Source organism: Enterococcus saccharolyticus subsp. saccharolyticus, assembly GCF_029023825.1.
Taxonomy (GTDB): domain Bacteria; phylum Bacillota; class Bacilli; order Lactobacillales; family Enterococcaceae; genus Enterococcus_F; species Enterococcus_F saccharolyticus.
Window position 1 is genome coordinate 430,553 of sequence record NZ_CP118957.1, and the last position, 19,416, is coordinate 449,968.

Below are 19,416 nucleotides of genomic sequence, written 5' to 3' on the forward strand. Positions count from 1 at the left end.
TGTCCAATACGCAACAGACGGTTTTTATTAATGACTTTGCCAAATTTTACGAATTTTCGATAATAAATTTGGATTGTCTAGTGTTTGGAAAGGTAGAATCATTTCTGATTGTGGCTGACTGTTTGTCATAAAATAATCTTGAGAAGAAAATGAATTGTCTTCTGTGAAGCGACGAAAATGACCAGATTCTGTCAGTAGATAGGCTTTTTTACGATCTTTTTTAAACGCATCTAAAACCGTTAATAATTTATCTAAAGCGGGGCCTTTTTCCACAGGTGTGGCAATTTCAATCCGATGCAACATGTTTCGTGTCATAATATCTGCAGAAGAAATCCAAACTTCAGCATCTTCTTCTGAGGTATAAAAGGCATAGATTCGACTATGTTCTAGGAAACGCCCAACGATACTCGTTACTTCAATGGCTTCGCTTAAGTGAGGGATTCCTGGTTTTAAGCAGCACGCACCACGAACAATCAAATGAATCGGAACACCAACTTGACTGGCTTCATATAATTTATTAATCACGACTTTATCGGTTAATGAATTCATTTTAAAACAAATAGCCCCTTGTTTGGTTTGTTGGTAATGTGTCATGGTGTCTTCAATTTTTTCCAGTAATTTGTGTTGAATCCCGTTTGGAGAAACGGCAATCTTTTGGTAATGGGGAACTTCACGATACCCACTTAAATAATTGAAAAATGCTGTAATATCTTCGACGTATTCTTTTTTAGCTGTAAATAAACTAATATCCGTGTAAATCGAAGACGTTTTTTCATTGTAGTTTCCGGTACCGAAGTGAGCATATTGCTTAACTTGACGCCCTTCTTTTTTGACAACTAATAGTGCTTTGCTATGTGTTTTTAATTGATGTAAGCCATAGCTGACATAACAACCTGCTTCTTCTAGCTCTTGAACCCAATGCAAATTGTTTTCTTCATCAAAGCGTGCTTTTAATTCTACGAGAACAGTGACTTGTTTTCCTTTGGCTGCGGCTTTTTTCAAGGCTTTGACTACCCGTGAATGTGGTGCCATCCGATACAGTGTTTGTTTAATCGCAATTGTATTTGGGTCTTCTGCGGCAGCTTCCAAAAAGTTTAAAACAACTTCAAAGGAATCGTAGGGATGATGGAACAACAAATCATTTTTTTCAATGGCTTGGAATAACTGTGGTCCTTTTTCTTTATAGGTATTTCCAGTAAAACGAGGAAATACTAGCCCTGGGAATTCTTTTGCTAATGTGTCCACAAAAGGAAAGAGGAAGGTCAAATCTAATGGACCTGGAACCCAATATAAATCGCGGGCTTTTAATTGTAGTAAATCGGCTAAGATTAACACACTTTCTTCGATTTCTTTTGACCAAGTGCCACTAATTTCCAAACGTGAAGGCAATCCTTTTGAGCGTTCAACGATATATTCTTCCATTTGTGTAAATAATTTTTCGTCTGTATCTTCACGAAATTCTAAATCTTTATCGTACGTAATGCGGAAACAAAACGAATGATCAATTTCCCAACCGACAAACAGTTCAGGCAAATGTTTCGTAATCAATTCTTCCACAAGTAAATATGTTTGTTCATCCGCTAATTGATGCAAACGTGAAAACAGAGGTGGTAAGGGGATCACAGCGCGTTCAATACGATTTTCTTGCCGCACTTGAACAAAGATATGCACTTTTTTTTCTGCCAATTTGGGAAAGGCGTGATACGCATCTAAGCCAATCGGTGTGACAGCAGGCAATAACAACTCGTAAAAGAAACGATCGACTTCTTGTAGTTGTGTCTCAGATAATTCGTCGACCGATTTTACAAATTGTTGATGTTGTGCCAAATCTTCGATGATTTGATTGAAATATTGATATTGTAAACGGGTATTGTTTAAATTGATTTCGTATAATTTAAACAATACTTCTTCTTGCGTCCAACCAGTTCGCGCATCTTTAGCTTTGGGTTGTAACCGTGCCAAACTTTGAATACTTGGTACACGAACCATAAAAAATTCATCTAAATTACTACTGGCAATCGCTAAAAAACGTAATTGCTCCAGTAATGGGTTTGATGGGTCGTTTGCTTCATGAATGACCCGACGATTAAATAATAACCAACTTAAATCTCTATGATAGTAATTGAGACTAGTAAACTCAGATACTTCCATTTTAAATACTCCTACTCTATGCTTTCTTAAAATCAATTACGACTTTTTTATTAATGACATTCTCTAGATTTTTTTTCTGACGATTGGCGCGATACTCTTCGGCAACCGGATCAAAGGACCAATCGACCTTTAAGACGTAGTGTGTGTCTTTGTCTTTCAATGAGAAATGGATGATTTCATTGACTGTCGTAATATTGAGCGCTTCGCAGAATTTGATTAAACTACCGGCTAAACGAACATATTTCAATTCTTCTTCGGTAAACCATTGTTTAAACGGTTTGATAAATAATTTGAATAAAGATTTGTTTTTGTAACTAGCTAATAAAGCGAGTGAAATACGTTCCCGATGCGTAAATCCATTTAAGTTACTGTTCGCTAACAAATAAAATGAATGATATGCGCTATTGTCTTCTTCAATATACGAACCAATATGGTAGAGCTGTGCGCCATAAGAGACATAGGCAACTAATTGCTCAATTTCTTCGCTGATTAGTTGTTTTTGTTTGATTTCATTCAGTAAAAGCTCGACGATTTGGGTTCTTTTTTTCGCTCGATACTGGTCAATTTGATAGGTATCCACAAAACGTTGAATACTAGTCATTGCTACTTGATGGGGACTATATGTAGCTGGATAATTTTGGTTCACATATTCCATTAATAAGCCTTCGCGTAACCCTTTGTTACAAAAAATGAATTTTGGTGAGTGTACTTGTTCCATCAACGCAATGAAGGTAAGGTTTGCAGGAATGATAATATCGGCGCGATCTTTACTTAATCCGTCTAATGATTGTAATTCAGAGAAAGATAGGGAGGTAAATAATGAGAGTGTTTCTTTCAAATCTTTCTTTTTCATCTCATATTGATGAATTCCTACGACTGGAAAATCAGTCATCCGTTCATGAACCGTTGCGATATTTCGTGAGCTCCCACCAATTGCAATAATCGGGACATTGCGCTCTTTCAACCAAGGCAGAGAAGCGAATTGTTTTTTGATATAACTTTTTGCCTGACTAATGGCAGTCTCATCATTGGTTGCTACGTCATTAAAAAAGAGTTGTTTTAATGTGACTACCCCAAAAGGAAAGCTGTGACTATCGACAATCTCATTGCTTTTAAAATAAGTGACTTCCGTACTGCCACCACCCATATCTACAGTATAGGCTTCAGAAAAGGATGTCGTACGTGCGATGGCGTATTGTCCATAATAAGCTTCTTCTTTTTCAGATAATAAACGAATCGCAATCCCAGTTTTCTTTGCCACCATTTCTAACACCGCTTGGGCATTTTTGGATTGGCGAATGACGGCCGTTGCTGTCGCAATGGTTTCTTCTAACTCATAACTACTTGCAATTTCTTTAAACAATTTCATGACGCGTAGCAGTTGATGAATTCCTTCGGTCGTTAATTCCTTGTTTTCATCTAAAAATTGATAGAGACGAACGGGTAATTTGATATTTTGAAGTTCAGTAAATACCATCTGTTCATTTAACTGATAAATAACTAGGCGAACGGTATTTGAGCCGATATCAATAATGGCAATGTTTTTCTTTTTTTTCATGTGTTTCCTCCATCAATAAACTAAAATAGCTTTCTGTTGTTATTATTATAGTATAAGTATAGAAAGCGAAAAGCGGATTTTGGTAATGTTTATGTAAATGAAATGTTAAGTTTGTAAAGGTAATAAAAAAAGAGAGTCGCACAGTTTATTGTGCAAACACTCTTTCTTTTTGTTATTTTTCGACAACTGGAATCCACATTTCACCAAAGAATTTTCCGTCATGCGTGCCCATTTCTACAGCCGCATTTGGACCCCCAACATATTCATAATTTTGTTCTTCGACGAGTGCTTGACCAAAAGCCAGACTCGTTAAGGTATCTTTTAATTCCTCGGCAGTTGCAGCGTCCCCTTTAACCACCACATAGGTTCCTTTAGGAAATTGAATCACCCGAGTTGCATCAGGTAACGTTTCATTGGTCAGTACACCTACGTAATACATCATTTTATTGTCATAGGCTTCATTGACGGCAAAAACAAAAGAATCGTCGGCTAAAGCTTTTAATTTTTCTAAGGTGCCATCGGTTGTCACTTTCGCCCAAAAATCGGCTTTTTCTTTAGCGATACCCATATAATCGGTGTAATTGCTCGTTAATTCCGTACCAAAACCTAAGACTGTAAAGGCATCTTTTTCTTCTAATGTGTAAACTGACATATCAATCCCTACTTTCTTTCGTTTCAAATGTTGTCATTGTTCATTTGATACCTTTACAATACAAGTAAATCATGTCAAAAAGTGACACTGTTTAGGAGCAAATGATGAAAAAAACTGAAAGAATTCATACGATAATCCGTTACATTAACAACCGTGCCCATTTTACCATCACAGAACTCATGCAAGAATTTCAGATTTCTCGATCGACCGCCATTCGTGACCTCCGTGAAATTGAAGCGATGGGGTTACCGTTGATGGCTGAAGTCGGTCGAGACGGAGGCTATTCAGTCATGCACAAGTCTTTTTTGCCATCGATTCATTTTTTAGATGCAGAAGTGAAAGCTTTATTTGTTGCTTTTATGGCGACTAGAAACCAACAACTTCCCTATTTAACGAGTCGGCAATCTTTGGCAGAAAAATTAATCTCCTTACTGTCAGAGAACCAGCAAGATGACTTAGTATTGTTAAATCAATTGTTATTGTTTGAAGGAACCAACCTCGCCAATCCTGATTTATTAGACTTGACCGATTTACCACATCCTATTTTGGAGCAATTAATTGAGTTATTATTGGATGATCGACATGTGACGGTCACTTTCAATCATCACGTCCTCTCTATTTACGTGTTGCATGTGTATCATGAAAAAGGCAATTGGTTTTTAGAAGGAATTGATTTAGCAACGGCAACAAAACGTATTTTAGCAGTAAGCCAATTAGTAGCTGTTGGGAAATATAGTGGGGCGCAACGTTGGCATCAAAAACAACGTGTGCATGAACCCATTAATTTGGTTGTGACCTTAGGACCTAAAGCCATTGCCCAATTTAAGAAATACCATCCGTTTAAATTAACGTTGGCTTACACCGATCCTTATCAAATGCAAGCTTTGTTACGAACATTTGTCGATGAACAGAATCAAGAAGCCTTGTTAGAAATGGTTCATTGGTTTTTATTTTTAGGAAACGAAGCAACCCTGCAAGAAGCACCACCCGCATTTATCCATGCGTTAACGGAAAGTTGCTTACGATGTTTGGACTAGGAAAAGTTGTTTAACTAAGCTAAGATAAAAGAAAACGAAAGCGAGTAGATGACATGCAAGCAATTATTTTTGACTTTAATGGGACTTTGTACAGCGATACAGATTTACATGAAGCAGCATGGCAAAAATTTATTCAAGAAGTATTCGGTTATCCACTTTCAGAAGCAGAATTTGCTAAAATTCATGGACGTACCAACCACTTAACCATGGAACGCTTATTAGACCGAACCTTGACGAAAGAAGAAGGTGAAGCTTTTTCGAACCGAAAAGAAGCCATTTATCGTGAAATTGTTCTAGAAAAACAACATGACCAGTTAATTGATGGAGTCACCGAATTTTTTGATTTCTTACAAGAAAAAGGCTATCCGATGAACATTGCGACTGCTTCGCCGCGGGTGAATGTGGCATTTTATTTTGACTATTTCCAATTAAATCGTTGGTTTGATTTTGAGAAAGTGGTGTATGATGACGGGACACTAAATAGTAAACCAGCGCCTGATTATTATGTACAAGCAGCTAAAAATATCGGTGCCAATCCTCAAGAAATGATTGTATTTGAAGATTCATCAATTGGATTACAAGGTGCTGCCAATGCGCAAGCCAAACAAATTATCGCCATCGCAACCAATGGCAACCATGAAGACTTGATCAAAACAGGCGTTGTGTCTTTTGTCATTGATGATTATCGTGATGAACGTCTGTCTCGATTATTTAAATAAAGCAATATAAAAAGAAGCCATACCTTAGAGAGGACTTTCATTCTCTACAGGTGCAGCTTCTTTTTTTATTTAAAAGGAGGAGTTAGGTTCTTGCAAAAAAGCAAGCTCGGCTTCTGTCGAGGTTCTTCCAAGGGCTTGATTGCGATGTGGATAACGTCCAAAACGCTTGATAGTCGCATAATGTTGTTTTTCATAATCAAAATTTTCTTCTAATCCTGGTTGGTCAAATAAAATCATCGCTTTGTTATGAATCATCAATGATTCCGAGTGCATAAAAGGCATATACAAAAAGCTACGTTCCACATCAGATAGTTCATTGATGTCTGGATCAGCGAGTGCTTCTTGCGCTAAGACCAGCGCCATGCCGTCTGTAGCGAAAGCTTTCGGAGAGTGACGAAAGAGATTTCGAGAAAATTGATCTAAAACGATAATCTCTGCTAAGCGTCCATGAATCGTTTCGCGCCAACTAACTAATTCGCCGGCTGCAGCTTGCTTATGCAAATTGGTGAAACGTTCAGCGATCAATTGATCGACATCCGTACTATTAAACCATTGTTCAGGTGTTAATTCGGTGAACCAAAAATGTAAGACTGCTTGAGGTTTCATCATAATCATTCTCCTAATCGTTTTTGAAAGTTATGTAACTATAACTTCACTATAGAGCATTCTGATTGATTTGTCTAAAATACAGAAGCCTGTTTGTTTAATCTGTAAAAAAAGTTCGAAAAATCAGATTTTTTCTTTGCTTTCTATTGTGCTTTCTTGCTAAACTAAACGTCTGCCAAAAATACCGTGTCTCATGGAAACATTCTCAACTATTTTAAAATAAAGGGGAGTACCAAATGAACGAGTATATTGAAATTATCCACGCAAGAGAAAACAACTTAAAAAATGTCAGTCTCAACATTCCAAAGAACAAAATCACTATTTTTACAGGCGTCTCTGGTTCAGGAAAATCATCGATTGTCTTTGATACGATTGCCCAAGAAGCTGGTCGCCAATTGAATGAAACTTATGATAGTTTTACCCGTTTATTTTTACCCAAATAAAGTCGTCCAGATGTAGATGAGATCAATAACTTAGCAACAACAATTGTTATCAATTAAAAGAAAATTGGTGGAAGTGCCCGCTCAACGTTAGGGACGATCACAGATATCAATGCGCTGTTTCGAGTGTTATTTTCGCGCTTTGCTACGCCTAGTCTAGGTTATGCTAATGCGTATTCTTTTAATGATCCAAGTGGCATGTGTCCTGTTTGTCAAGGAATCGGAAAAACAATCACCTTGGACGTTGAAAAAGCCGTCAACCATGAACTTTCTTTAAATGAAGGAGCGATTTTACTCCCTGGTTTTACTGTAGGGTCATGGTATTGGAAACTCCATGCAGAAACAGGATTATTTGATCCGTATAAAAAAATTAAAGAGTATACACCAGAAGAATATCCGTTATTAATGTATGCGGAAGCACAAAAAATTACTACCGCAGAAACAGGAGATATGAATGTCACCTATGAAGGGATTGTGACGCGTTTTATGCGTACCACGATTCATACCGAAAAAGACACGAGCAAGCGTACTGCAAAAGTGATGGAAGAATTTACAGTCATGCAAGCTTGTCCGACTTGTAAAGGCAAACGTTATAATGCTGAAGTACTTGCGTCAACAATTGATAACTATACGATTTATGATGTTACCTTGGTCCAATTAACCGAACTTATTGAAATTTTAAAGAAAATAGATAATGAGTCACGCCATCCGATTATTGTGGGCATTCAAAAACGCGTCCAAGATTTAATTGATATTGGATTAGGCTATATGGACTTATGTCGCGAAACCAATAGCTTGTCTGGTGGCGAATCCCAACGAGTGAAGATGGTGAAACAATTAGCGAGTAGTTTAACCAATATGATTTATACTTTTGATGAACCAAGTACCGGATTACACCCACGCGATGTCTATCGACCAGTTTAATTAGAGTGACATCAAACCAAAAAATTAATAAAAGTATGTATAGAGTCAATTTCAAAAAACTTATTGATGAAAGGAAGATATTATCTTTTATTTTTTCGGATTTGATTTGTAGCCAGTACATATTTTATATGTTATTTTTTTGCTTCGCGTAATTATTGTAAATAAAATAATTACATTGAATAATGGAAATATAGTGGACATTTCCTTAAAGCTGATACCTCAAATTATAGACAAATAGCCTGTATAATCTGAACAAATAGTGATTATACAGGCTATTTGTCTATAGGTTTTTTTTACGAAATTTGCTTATTTCCAAAATGTATGATTATATTTTAGTAAACACTTTCAAAAATGAAAAGAGGAACTGTTATGGTAGGAATTAGAGATGTCGCAAAACGAGCGGGAGTATCCATTGCGACAGTATCACGGGTCTTAAATGAAGATCCGACACTTTCAGTAACGATAGAGACCAAGCAAAAAATTGCGGAGTCAGTTCAATTCTATAATTATGTCAAAAAAAGTCCAGCAGCCAAAAATGTAACGAATATTGCGTTGATTACTACTGTTTCAGAAGTCGATGAGTTAGAAGATCCTTATTTTAGAACGATTCGTCGAGGCATTCAAATTGAAGCAGAACAGAGTAAAGTGAATCTAAAAAAAATTATTCGTTTATCCGATACGCCGTTAGATAAAGATGATTTAGTAAAATGCCAAGGGGTACTAATCATTGGACAAGTATTACCATCCGTAATTGAAGAAGTCTCCGCAATTAATCCCAATGTCGTTGTGATTGATGACCCTAGTGTTGAAGCAGAAGTAGACGCGGTGTACACCGATTTAGCAAAGGCAACGAGACAACATTTAGAACGATTGTATGAAAAAGGACATCGGAATATTGCTTTTATTGGTGGAGGACGTGTTCGTTTAGATAGTCAAGGCACCAGACATGTCTCTGATGATGAATATCGCAAAACAGCTTATGAAGAATGGATGCAACAAAAAGGCTTGACTAAGTACATCAAAAATTATTTAGAAGGTTGGACCACTTTAGATGGCATGCAAGCAGCGGATTTACTTTTGCAAGAGTATAATCAAGCAAATTTACCAACAGCAATTATGGTAGGAAATGACCCACTTGCAGTCGGTGTCTATCGCTCGCTACAAAAAAATGGTCTACATATTCCAGAGGATATTTCTATTGTGAGTTTTGACAATATTGAAGTAGCAGAATTCTTAACCCCCGCATTAAATACCGTGAATGTGAATACTGAAGAGATTGGCCGACTCGCCGTAAGGATTGTCAATGAACGCATCAAGGGAACCAGAGAAGTACCAATTCAAGTGATTGTAGCAAACAACATTATTATTCGTGAAAGTGAAAAAAACAATAGCTTAAAAAAGTAAACATCTATATTTTAGATGTTTACTTTTTTGTTTGCTAATAAAATATTGACAAAAATTTTAGTAAACGTTTGTTTTTATTTTGGTTAAAAAGAAAGCGCATATAAAAGAAGGGGGAGTAAAAATGAAAATTGCAAAAAGATTAACAATTGTGGGTTCTATGTTAGGGGCATTAGGGATACTTGTGGCTTGTGGAAATGGAGATGGAGAATCTTCAGGAAAAGCCGAGATTGAATTTTTTAATCAGAAAAAAGAAATGCAAGGAACTTTGGATGAAATTATTAAAGACTTTGAAAAAGAAAATCCAGATATTAAAGTGAAATTTACCAATGTACCTGATCCAGGTACTGTTTTGAAAACAAGGATTTCTAGTGGAGATATTCCTGACGTTATCAATACGTATCCAATGAACGCTGATTTTAAAGAATGGGCTAAAAATGGAGTATTTGAAGATTTAACAGGAAAAGAATACTTAAATAATTTGACGGAAGGTGCTGCAGAAGCTTATGCGCTTGATGATAAGGTATATAATGTGCCATTAACAAGCAATGCTTCAGGTATTTATTATAATAAGACTAAATTTGAAGAATTAGGTTTAGAAGCGCCAAAAACATTTGCCGAATTTGAAACATTGGTTAATACAATCAAAGACGAAAAAGAAGTACCATTTGCACTAGCTTTAACACAGTCTGAAGGTTGGATGCTAATGGGTTATTACCAATTAGCTTGCGCAGTCGAAACTGGTGGCGGAACTGCAGCGAACGAAGCTTTGAGATTCAGTCCAAAAGGTGCAATTAAACCGAGCGATCCAGTATTTAATGCGGTAGCTGATAAATTAGACTTGTTAGCAAATAATCCACAAAAAAATGCTCGTGGTGCATCATATGATGATGTAGTAGCATTATTTGCTAAAGGAGAAGCTTTAATGTTACCAAATGGTACATGGGCATTACCCGCTATCAATAATCAAAATCCAGAATTTGAAATTGGCATGTTCCCGTTCCCAGGTAACAATGAAGGTGAAGAATTAGTGGTTGGAGGAGCTGATTTAGCTGTATCTATTAATGAAAGTTCCAAAAATAAAGAAGCAGCGAATAAATTTGTAGAATATTTGACTACGAAAGAAGCAATGCAAAAATATTACGATGTTGATGGTGCACCAACCTCTGTCAAATCTGTAGAAACAGAAGGGAAGTTTCCAGAAACAGAAGGCGTTACACAACATGTCTTTACAGATAAACGATTTATTTGGTTAAATAGTGAATGGACTTCAGAAGTAGATTTTCAATATTTAACAGTCGATTATGTATCTGATCCAAACAGAGATAAATTAGCAGCAAGTTTAAATTCTTTCTTTGATCCGATGAAAGAATAAATAATAGAGTATAAAAAGTATTGAAAAAACTAACCATTCTGGTTAGTTTTTTTACTTTTATATTTTAGTAAAAAAATTAGTAAAAAATATTGACAAAACATTAAGTAAACAGTTATAGTATTGTTAACAAAAAGAAAACGCATACAGGGTGCGCGAGGAGGAAAACAAGATGAAATTTTCTAAAAAAATTGTTTTAGCTTGTACAGTATTAGGGGCAACAACGTTATTGGCAGCATGTGGAAATAGCGGTGAAGAGTCAAGTGGTAAAACAGAAATAGAATTTTTTAATCAGAAAAAAGAAATGCAGGGAACTCTTGATGAAATTATCAAAGATTTTGAAAAAGAAAATCCAGATATCGATGTGAAATTCACCAATGTACCTGATGCTGGAACTGTTTTGAAGACAAGAATCTCTAGTGGAGATACCCCCGATGTAATTAATGTTTTCCCACAAAATGCAGATTTTCAAGAATGGGCAAAAAATGATATTTTTACAGATTTAACTGGAAAAGAGTACTTAAAAAATCTTTCGGAAGGTGCAGCTGAAACATATGCAATTAATGACAAAGTTTATTCTGTACCTCTTACAAGTAATGCGTGGGGATTTTACTATAATATAGATAAATTTAAAGAATTAGGTTTAGAAGTACCTAAAACATGGGCTGAGTTTGAAACATTGGTAAAAGACATTCAAGATAAAGGTGAAACACCGTTTGCTGTCTCATTGACGCAAGCTGATGCTTGGACATTAAATGGTTATCATCAATTAGCTTGGGCAACAATTGATGGTGGATATGACGGAGCAAATAACGCTTTAGTTCATAGTCCAAAAGGTTCGATTAAAGTTGGAAATGCAGATTTTGATGCAGTTGCTGATGAACTAGATTTATTACATGGAACAGGTCAAAAGAATGCTACCGGAGCAACTTATGACGATGCTGTTGCTGCATTTGCAAAACAAAATGCCTTGATTTTCCCAAATGGCACATGGGCATTACCAGCTGTTCAAAATCAAAATCCAGAATTTGAAATTGGTATGTTTGCTTACCCAGGAAAAGAGGCAGGTCAAGAATTAACTGTCGGTGCTGCTGATTTAGCGTTATCAATTGCTAAAGATTCAGAAAATCAAGAAGCTGCTGAGAAATTTGTAGAATACATGACTACAAAAGAAGCAATGCAAAAATACTATGATGTCGATGGTGCACCAACCTCTGTAACGGCTGTCGATACAGAAGGGAAATTTACAGCAACATCAGGTGTCACACAATATGTATTTACAGAACAACAGATTGTTTGGTTACAAAAAGATTGGACTTCAGAAGAAACTTTCCATCATATGACAGTAGAATATATTAATAGTCAAGATCGTAAACAATTAGCTACGAACTTAAATAATTTCTTTGACACAATGAAATAGTTAAGGAGGACACTATGAAAAAAGGCAGTATTTTCAATCGCGGATGGGCGTATTTATTTGTTTTAGTTCCAGTAGCTTTACAACTTATCTTTTTTTACTTGCCAATGATTCAAGGCTTCTTTTATAGCCTGACTGACTGGACAGGATTAACGCCGAATTATAATTTTGTTGGTTTGAAAAATTTTGCAACAATTTTCTCTGATCAAAAATTTATTAAATCGATTGGTTTTACTGTGCTTTTTACAATGGGATTAATTGTTGGGGAAGTTATTTTAGGGATCATCATTGCTCGCTTCCTTAATCGTAAAATGAAAGGAGTAGGTTTTTTTAGAACAGCCTACTTCTTCCCAGCTGTATTAAGTACAGTAACCCTAGGTTTAATTTTCAAACAAATTTTTAACTATGGATTACCTCAATTAGGTGAATCATTAGGTATTGGTTTCTTAGAACAAAACTTGATTGCTAATGAACAGACTGTTTTCTGGGGTGTGCTATTTGTAGCCTTATGGCAAGGTGTAGCGATGCCTGTAGTTATTTTCTTAGCAGGTTTACAAAGTATTCCAGAAGATGTTTTAGAAGCTGCATCTATTGATGGAGCAACAAATGCACAAAAATTTTGGAACATTGAACTTCCTTACTTGCTTCCATCATTAAGTATGGTTTTTATTATGGCACTTAAAGGTGGACTAACAGCGTTCGATTTGATTTACGCGTTGACAGGTGGTGGACCTAGCGATAAGACAACGACGCTAGGATTACTTGTTTATAATTATGCATTTAAGAGTAACCAATACGGATATGCGAATGCAATTGCGGTTGTCTTGTTTGTTGCAATAGCAATTATTTCTATTTTGCAAATTCGTTTGTCTAAACGTTTTGAAGTGTAGGGAGGAGAAAAACAATGAAAAATAAAGGATCAATTTTAAGTTATTTATTCTTAAGTTTAGGTTTTATTTTGATTTTTATTCCTCTCTACATGACAGTTTTAAGCTCATTTAAAGAGACAAATCAAATTACTGGAGATTTCTTTGGGTTACCTAACCCATTTACATGGGATAATTTTCAACGATTGTTATCTGATGGTATTGGACAGTATTTCTTTAATTCAACATTAATTTCGGTGGTATCTATTGCATTGATTACCTTTTTCGTACCAATGGCTGCTTTTTCGATTGCACGTAATCTTTCTCGAAAAAAAGCGTTTGCGATTATGTATTCATTTTTAATTTTAGGCATTTTCGTTCCATTTCAAGTAATTATGATTCCAATTACAACTATGATGACTCGTTTAGGTTTATCAAATATTATAGGATTAATCATTTTATACTTAGCATATGCTGTACCACAAACTTTATTTTTATATGTTGGTTATATAAAAACAGCTATTCCTGTAGAATTAGATGAAGCAGCTGAAATTGATGGTTGTGGAAAATTTAGAATGTATTTCCAAATTGCTTTCCCATTAATGAAACCAATGCATGCAACTGTATTAATTATTAATGCCTTGTGGATTTGGAATGATTTCTTATTACCTTTATTAATTTTGAATAAAGACGCATCTAATTGGACATTACCTCTATTCCAATACAATTATCAAGGTCAATATTTTAGTGATTTTGGTCCATCATTTGCTTCCTATGTAATAGGAATTATCGTCATCTTGATTGTTTATTTAATTTTCCAAAAGAATATTATTTCAGGAATGACCAATGGATCAGTAAAATAAACATAGGAGATGTGTCTGAAATAGAGAAACTAACTATTTCACACATCTTTTTATTTTAAACAATGTGGAGGATTTTAAACATGATTACTTTTGACAAACAAACACAGACATTTCATTTACAAAATAATAAAATCAGTTATTTGCTGGGAATTGAAGAAAACAAGTATGTCACACATCTTTACTTTGGGAAAAAAATAAACAATTATTCTGGTGGTTATCGTTATCCACGAACAGATCGATCGTTTTCACCAAATGCTGCGAATGCTGAAAATCGGTTATTATCTTTAGATACATTACCTTTAGAATTTCCGGGATATGGACATGGTGATTTTAGAGAACCTGCACATAATATTAAACTTGGTAACGGTAGCCGTGTGAATGATTTTCGTTATGATAGTCACGAAATTCAAACAGGAAAACCTGCTTTAGAAGGACTTCCAGCGCTTTATACAGAAGAAGATGATGAAGCTCAAACATTGATTATTCAATTAAAAGATGCGGTTAGTCAGTTAACGTTACGATTGCTATATACTATTTATCAAGACCAAAGCGCGATTATTCGTTCTACACAATTAATCAATGAAAGTGCAGAAACAGTTGAAATTAATCGTTTGGCAAGTCAATCTATTGATTTTTCGAGCCAATCGTTAGAAGTGATTCATCTCAATGGTACTTGGGCAAGAGAACGTCAATTGACAAGAGAACAAATTCATACTGGTATCAAAGTGCTAGATAGCAAGCGTGGTTCAAGTAGTCACCAACAAAATCCATTTGTGGCTTTAGTGGATGCCAAAACGGATGAGTTTCAAGGGGAAGCTTATGGATTTAGTCTAGTTTATAGCGGTAATCATGAAACTGTAATTCAAAAAGATCCATTTGATCAAACACGTATTATTATGGGCATTAATTCCTTCAATTTTGGTTGGCAATTACCAGTCGGTCAAACGTTCCAAACGCCAGAAGTTGTGATGGTTTATAGTCATGAGGGCTTGAATGCTTTGTCGCATACGTATCATGGATTATACAATCATCGTTTAGTTCGTGGAAAGTATCGTTTACAAGAACGTCCGACGTTAATTAATAATTGGGAAGCAACGTACTTTGATTTTAACGAAGAAAAAATCATGAATATTGTTGAAGATGCCAAAGATTTAGGCATTGAAATGTTTGTTTTAGACGATGGCTGGTTTGGAGGTCGTGAAAACGACTTTACGTCACTAGGTGATTGGGTAGAAACAGAAGGAAAACTAGCTTGTGGATTAGAGAATCTAGCGAAACAAGTTCATGATAAAGAGATGAAATTTGGTATTTGGTTTGAACCAGAAATGATTTCTGAAGATAGTGAATTATTCCGTGCGCATCCAGATTGGGCATTAGGCATTCCCGGACGTGAGCGTTCCATCAGTCGAAATCAGTATGTTCTTGATTTTTCAAGACAAGATGTTCGTGACAATATTTATCAACAGATGACAGCAATTTTTGATCGTGTACCCATTGATTACGTTAAATGGGATATGAATCGTAATATGACAGAAGTGTATTCGGTCTTGTTAGATCCAGCGATGCAAGGGGAAGTAGCCCATCGCTACATGTTAGGACTATATGAATTTTTAGAGAAACTGACTACTACTTATCCAGATATCCTATTTGAAAGTTGTTCTGGTGGAGGCGGTCGTTTTGATGCCGGGTTCTTATATTATATGCCGCAAACATGGACAAGTGATAATACGGATGCTGTGGCTCGTTTGAAAATTCAATACGGCACAAGCTTGGTTTATCCAATCTCAAGCATGGGAGCACATGTCTCGGCTGTACCAAACCATCAAACAGGTAGAGAAACAAGCTTAACCATTCGTGGCAATGTCGCAATGGCCGGTGTTTTTGGTTACGAATTAGATTTAACCCAATTAACATTAGAAGAAAAAGCTGAAATTAAAGAGCAAGTAGCTTTCTATAAAACCCATCGTCAACTGTTACAATTCGGGACATTTTATCGTTTAGAAAGTCCGTTTGAAGGCAACGACACTGCATGGATGTTTGTCTCAAAAGATCAAACAGAAGCGATGGTCTTCTACTTCCGTGTCTTGGCTGAAGCAGCACATCCATTAGTAACTTTAAAATTAGCGGGATTAGAAGAAGATGCCGTTTATCAAATGGATGAACGTCTTGTTGGTGGAGATGAACTAATGAATATTGGTTTTTATATTGATTCAGAATTACATGGTGATTATGCAACACAACGTTTTTATTTGAAGAAAGTATAGCAAAAACAACCAACCATGATGATGATTATGGTTGGTTATTTTGTAAAAAAAGGTTGAAATAATCCAATTCATATTAAAGGAGGGCATCACATGACTGGAGCTTTTTTGAAAAATTTTCGTTTACATTGTCAGTTATCAGAAGAAGAGAGTGCTCAAATACTACAAGTAACATTACGAGAATACCAAATTTTAGAAAACAATCAACAGTCGATTACATGTAAATTCACCTCCTTAACAGGCAAGTTTTTGACCGTATCGTATTTATATTTAGAAAAAAGCAAGTAATCGATATCATCTGGTTTATATTAGTATAGAATAAATTTTTTTAGCTAAAATGGATACAGATTTCATTGATAATGAATACAGAAATTTTTAGTTTTAGTGATTAAATAGGTTTTTCTACTTATTTCTGTTATATTTTTATTTTGATGTGTTGTAATTACTTTGTTTGGTATAACCAACGAAATAAAAATTCAGAGAAGGTAGGGAAAAAGATGAAAAAATGGTGTATTGGGTTTGTTACATTCGTTGCATTAATGACATTAGGTGCTTGTGGAAATAAGGAAAAAGAAGCATCTGAGGATAAAGTTATTACCGTTGCGACACAATTAGAAACAAGTGCGGAAATGGTCAAAATTGCATCAGAAGTGGCAGCGAAGGATGGTTGGGAAATTAAAAATGTTGCTGTTACAGACAATGTTGCTTACAATGATATGGTTCAAAATGGGGAAGCTGATGCAAACTTTGCACAACATAAACCTTTTATGGAACAATACAACGAAGAAAAAAATGCTGATTTGGTAGCTGTTCAACCAATGTATGATGTGAAAATCGGTTTTTATTCAAAAGATTACCAAACCATTGATGCAATTCACTGATGTCTGTAAACACATAAATTTTCAGTGTAGGAATCATGTCTTCAAATCGACTAAACCTCCCGCAACTTTAGTCGTGGGAGGTTCAGAGACACTATTTCGGGCTGAATAAAGCTGACAGTATCTAGTGTATAATAATCTACCCTTTTTTAGAAGGATTTCCTAAGGATATAAGAGAATGTAACGCAGTTTTTTTTTCATTTTTTCTCGTTTTTTAAGATATCGTTTGACAAATGAACAATCATTCATGTATTCTATATATAAATGATTAACCGTTCATATGAAACGATTTCAAGAGAGGGGGAAACTGTTATGGAGACAACAGATAAACATACACATAGTCAAAATTGCCAGCATGAACATGACGACACACACAATCATGAACATCATGGACATGATCATTCGCATGGACGGATGCCTGTGTATTTATATGTTATTGGTTTGATTCTGTATCTTGTTGCAATTATTGGGAATTTTATGCCAATTATCACGAATAGTTTGTTTACAATTAGCATGTTAACAGCAGGCTATCATATTATTTTAGAAGGTTTTGGTGAAACGATAACAGATTCGTTACGTTTGAAAAAATTCCAACCCAATGTGCATATTCTAATGACATTAGCCGCATTAGGGGCGGCAATTATCGGTGATTTTGATGAAGGGGCGTTATTAATTCTTATTTTTGCAGGTGCTCATTTTTTAGAAGAGTATGCTGAAGGACGTAGTCGCCGTGAAATCACCAATTTATTAAAAATGAATCCAACTGAAGCACGTTTAATACAAGAAAATGGCGAGACGACAATTGTTTCTGTTGATAAACTACAAATTGAGCATCGATTAAAAGTGTTGCCAGGAGATCAAATTCCAACCGATGGACGAATTATTGAAGGATTTAGTTCCATCGATGAAGCAGCTATTAGCGGTGAAAGCATTCCAAGAGAAAAAACGGTTGGTGATGAAGTCTTTGGGAGCACAATCAATGGACAAGGAACATTTACGATGGAGGTCACCAAAGATAGTAGTGAAACAGTTTTTGCTAAAATCGTACAACTAGTCAATCAGTCGCAAAGTAATTTATCACAAACCGCTACAAAAATTAAACGTATTGAACCTGTGTACGTTAAAATCGTTTTAGCTGTGGTGCCAATATTTATTTTACTTGCGCCATTTGTGTTTGGCTGGGATTGGAATACGAGTTTTTATCGAGGAATGGTGTTGTTGATTGCTGCATCTCCTTGCGCGTTAGCAGCCAGTGCAATTCCTGCTACACTCTCTGGTATTTCAAATTTAGCAAAACGCGGCGTACTCTTTAAAGGCGGTTCCTACTTAGCGAACTTAGCGAATATTAAAGCAGTAGCCTTTGATAAAACAGGGACGTTAACTAAGGGACAACCAGTGGTAACAGATACGTATTTTATCAACCAAGAACAACAAGAAATTTGGCAAGAAATTATTGTTACGATGGAAAAAAGTGCCAATCATCCACTCGCTAAAGCTATCTTAGATACATTTGGCCAAAAAACGTCACTAGATTTTGCCGTGACGAATGAAATTGGTCGCGGATTAGTTGCAAGTTATCAAAAACAACAGTATCGGATTGGAAAACCAAGTTCTTTTGAACAATTCACAAGTGAGATTCAAGAAAAAACAACTCAATGGGCAAGTGAAGGCAAAACAGTGGTCTATTTTTCAGAAAATGAAACAGTTGTGGGGATTATTGCTATGATGGATACCCCTAATGAACAAGCTAAAAAGGTCATTCAGTATTTACAAGCCCAACACATTCATACAACAATGATTACTGGTGATGCTGTAACAACTGGACAAGCCGTTGCCAACCAATTGGGAATTGATGAAGTGGCAGGCAATGTTCTACCCGAAAATAAAGCCACTATTATTCAGGAACTTCAAGAAAAATATGGTGAAACCGTCATGGTTGGGGATGGTGTGAATGATGCGCCGGCATTGGTTAAAGCGGATATCGGTTTTGCGATGGGGGATGGGACAGATATTGCTATTGATGTCGCAGATGCTGTGATTATGCAAAACGATTTAATGAAATTCAAATATGCCCATCAGTTATCAAAAAAATTAGATAAAATTGTTTGGCAAAATATTCTCTTTTCAATGTTTATTGTTGCATTACTGGTTGTATTAAATATTTTAGGAAAAATGGATATTGGAATTGGTGTCTTAGCACACGAAGGAAGTACCTTAGTCGTTATCCTTAATGGGTTGCGTTTGTTGGTACCGATGAGAGAAAAGTAATTT

17 protein-coding genes are annotated in these 19,416 nt (G+C 35.7%); 13 read left to right on the top strand and 4 right to left on the bottom strand.

Annotated features, from left to right (window positions below):
- Positions 1-27: 27 nt before the first annotated feature.
- The 3 genes from ppk1 to PYW32_RS02345 all read right to left on the bottom strand — a co-directional run bounded on the left by ppk1 (position 28) and on the right by PYW32_RS02345 (position 4,361).
- Entirely contained in the window at positions 28-2,151 is a 2,124-nt protein-coding gene (gene ppk1, locus PYW32_RS02335) for a polyphosphate kinase 1 (protein WP_016175939.1), read from the bottom strand.
- A 16-nt stretch (positions 2,152-2,167) separates the two neighbouring features.
- Positions 2,168-3,709: a Ppx/GppA family phosphatase gene (locus PYW32_RS02340; RefSeq protein WP_016175938.1), complete on the bottom strand. Its 1,542-nt coding sequence runs from the start codon at positions 3,707-3,709 to the stop codon at positions 2,168-2,170.
- Between the two features lie 172 nt (positions 3,710-3,881).
- The gene (locus PYW32_RS02345) at positions 3,882-4,361 is read right to left on the bottom strand and encodes a GyrI-like domain-containing protein (protein ID WP_016175937.1); all 480 of its coding nucleotides are present in this window, start codon (positions 4,359-4,361) and stop codon (positions 3,882-3,884) included.
- A gap of 104 nt (positions 4,362-4,465) precedes the next feature.
- Between PYW32_RS02345 and PYW32_RS02350 the strand changes: the two genes are divergently transcribed.
- Positions 4,466-5,398 (top strand): helix-turn-helix transcriptional regulator, encoded by a 933-nt coding sequence (locus PYW32_RS02350; protein WP_016175936.1) that lies wholly within the window; start codon positions 4,466-4,468, stop codon positions 5,396-5,398.
- A gap of 53 nt (positions 5,399-5,451) precedes the next feature.
- Positions 5,452-6,117, top strand: a complete 666-nt coding sequence (locus PYW32_RS02355) for an HAD family hydrolase (protein ID WP_016175935.1) — start codon at positions 5,452-5,454, stop codon at positions 6,115-6,117.
- A 69-nt stretch (positions 6,118-6,186) separates the two neighbouring features.
- Here the strand turns inward: PYW32_RS02355 and PYW32_RS02360 are convergent, their stop codons facing one another.
- A complete protein-coding gene (locus PYW32_RS02360) occupies positions 6,187-6,726 on the bottom strand; it encodes a DUF924 family protein (RefSeq protein WP_016175934.1) in 540 nt (179 codons plus the stop codon).
- A 233-nt stretch (positions 6,727-6,959) separates the two neighbouring features.
- Between PYW32_RS02360 and PYW32_RS02365 the strand changes: the two genes are divergently transcribed.
- The 11 genes from PYW32_RS02365 (at position 6,960) to PYW32_RS02415 (ending at position 19,413) form a co-directional block, all read left to right on the top strand.
- Positions 6,960-7,166 (top strand): P-loop NTPase family protein, encoded by a 207-nt coding sequence (locus PYW32_RS02365; RefSeq protein ID WP_016175933.1) that lies wholly within the window; start codon positions 6,960-6,962, stop codon positions 7,164-7,166.
- A gap of 123 nt (positions 7,167-7,289) precedes the next feature.
- A complete protein-coding gene (locus tag PYW32_RS02370) occupies positions 7,290-8,087 on the top strand; it encodes an excinuclease ABC subunit UvrA (protein WP_016175932.1) in 798 nt (265 codons plus the stop codon).
- Positions 8,088-8,456: 369 nt separating this feature from the next.
- Positions 8,457-9,491, top strand: coding sequence for a LacI family DNA-binding transcriptional regulator (locus PYW32_RS02375; RefSeq protein ID WP_016175931.1), 1,035 nt, complete (start codon positions 8,457-8,459; stop codon positions 9,489-9,491).
- A 121-nt stretch (positions 9,492-9,612) separates the two neighbouring features.
- Complete coding sequence (locus PYW32_RS02380; protein ID WP_016175930.1) at positions 9,613-10,863, top strand: extracellular solute-binding protein; 1,251 nt, start codon at positions 9,613-9,615, stop codon at positions 10,861-10,863.
- Positions 10,864-11,032: 169 nt separating this feature from the next.
- Positions 11,033-12,280: an ABC transporter substrate-binding protein gene (locus PYW32_RS02385; protein ID WP_016175929.1), complete on the top strand. Its 1,248-nt coding sequence runs from the start codon at positions 11,033-11,035 to the stop codon at positions 12,278-12,280.
- 14 nt (positions 12,281-12,294) lie between these two features.
- On the top strand, positions 12,295-13,167 hold the full coding sequence (locus PYW32_RS02390; RefSeq protein ID WP_016175928.1) for a carbohydrate ABC transporter permease: 873 nt from the start codon (positions 12,295-12,297) through the stop codon (positions 13,165-13,167).
- A gap of 14 nt (positions 13,168-13,181) precedes the next feature.
- Complete coding sequence (locus PYW32_RS02395) at positions 13,182-14,006, top strand: carbohydrate ABC transporter permease (protein ID WP_016175927.1); 825 nt, start codon at positions 13,182-13,184, stop codon at positions 14,004-14,006.
- Between the two features lie 80 nt (positions 14,007-14,086).
- On the top strand, positions 14,087-16,270 hold the full coding sequence (locus tag PYW32_RS02400; protein WP_016175926.1) for an alpha-galactosidase: 2,184 nt from the start codon (positions 14,087-14,089) through the stop codon (positions 16,268-16,270).
- Between the two features lie 90 nt (positions 16,271-16,360).
- Entirely contained in the window at positions 16,361-16,555 is a 195-nt protein-coding gene (locus PYW32_RS02405) for a hypothetical protein (protein WP_016175925.1), read from the top strand.
- Between the two features lie 209 nt (positions 16,556-16,764).
- Entirely contained in the window at positions 16,765-17,148 is a 384-nt protein-coding gene (locus PYW32_RS02410; RefSeq protein ID WP_016175924.1) for a MetQ/NlpA family ABC transporter substrate-binding protein, read from the top strand.
- A gap of 309 nt (positions 17,149-17,457) precedes the next feature.
- Positions 17,458-19,413: a heavy metal translocating P-type ATPase gene (locus PYW32_RS02415; protein WP_016175923.1), complete on the top strand. Its 1,956-nt coding sequence runs from the start codon at positions 17,458-17,460 to the stop codon at positions 19,411-19,413.
- Positions 19,414-19,416: the final 3 nt, after the last annotated feature.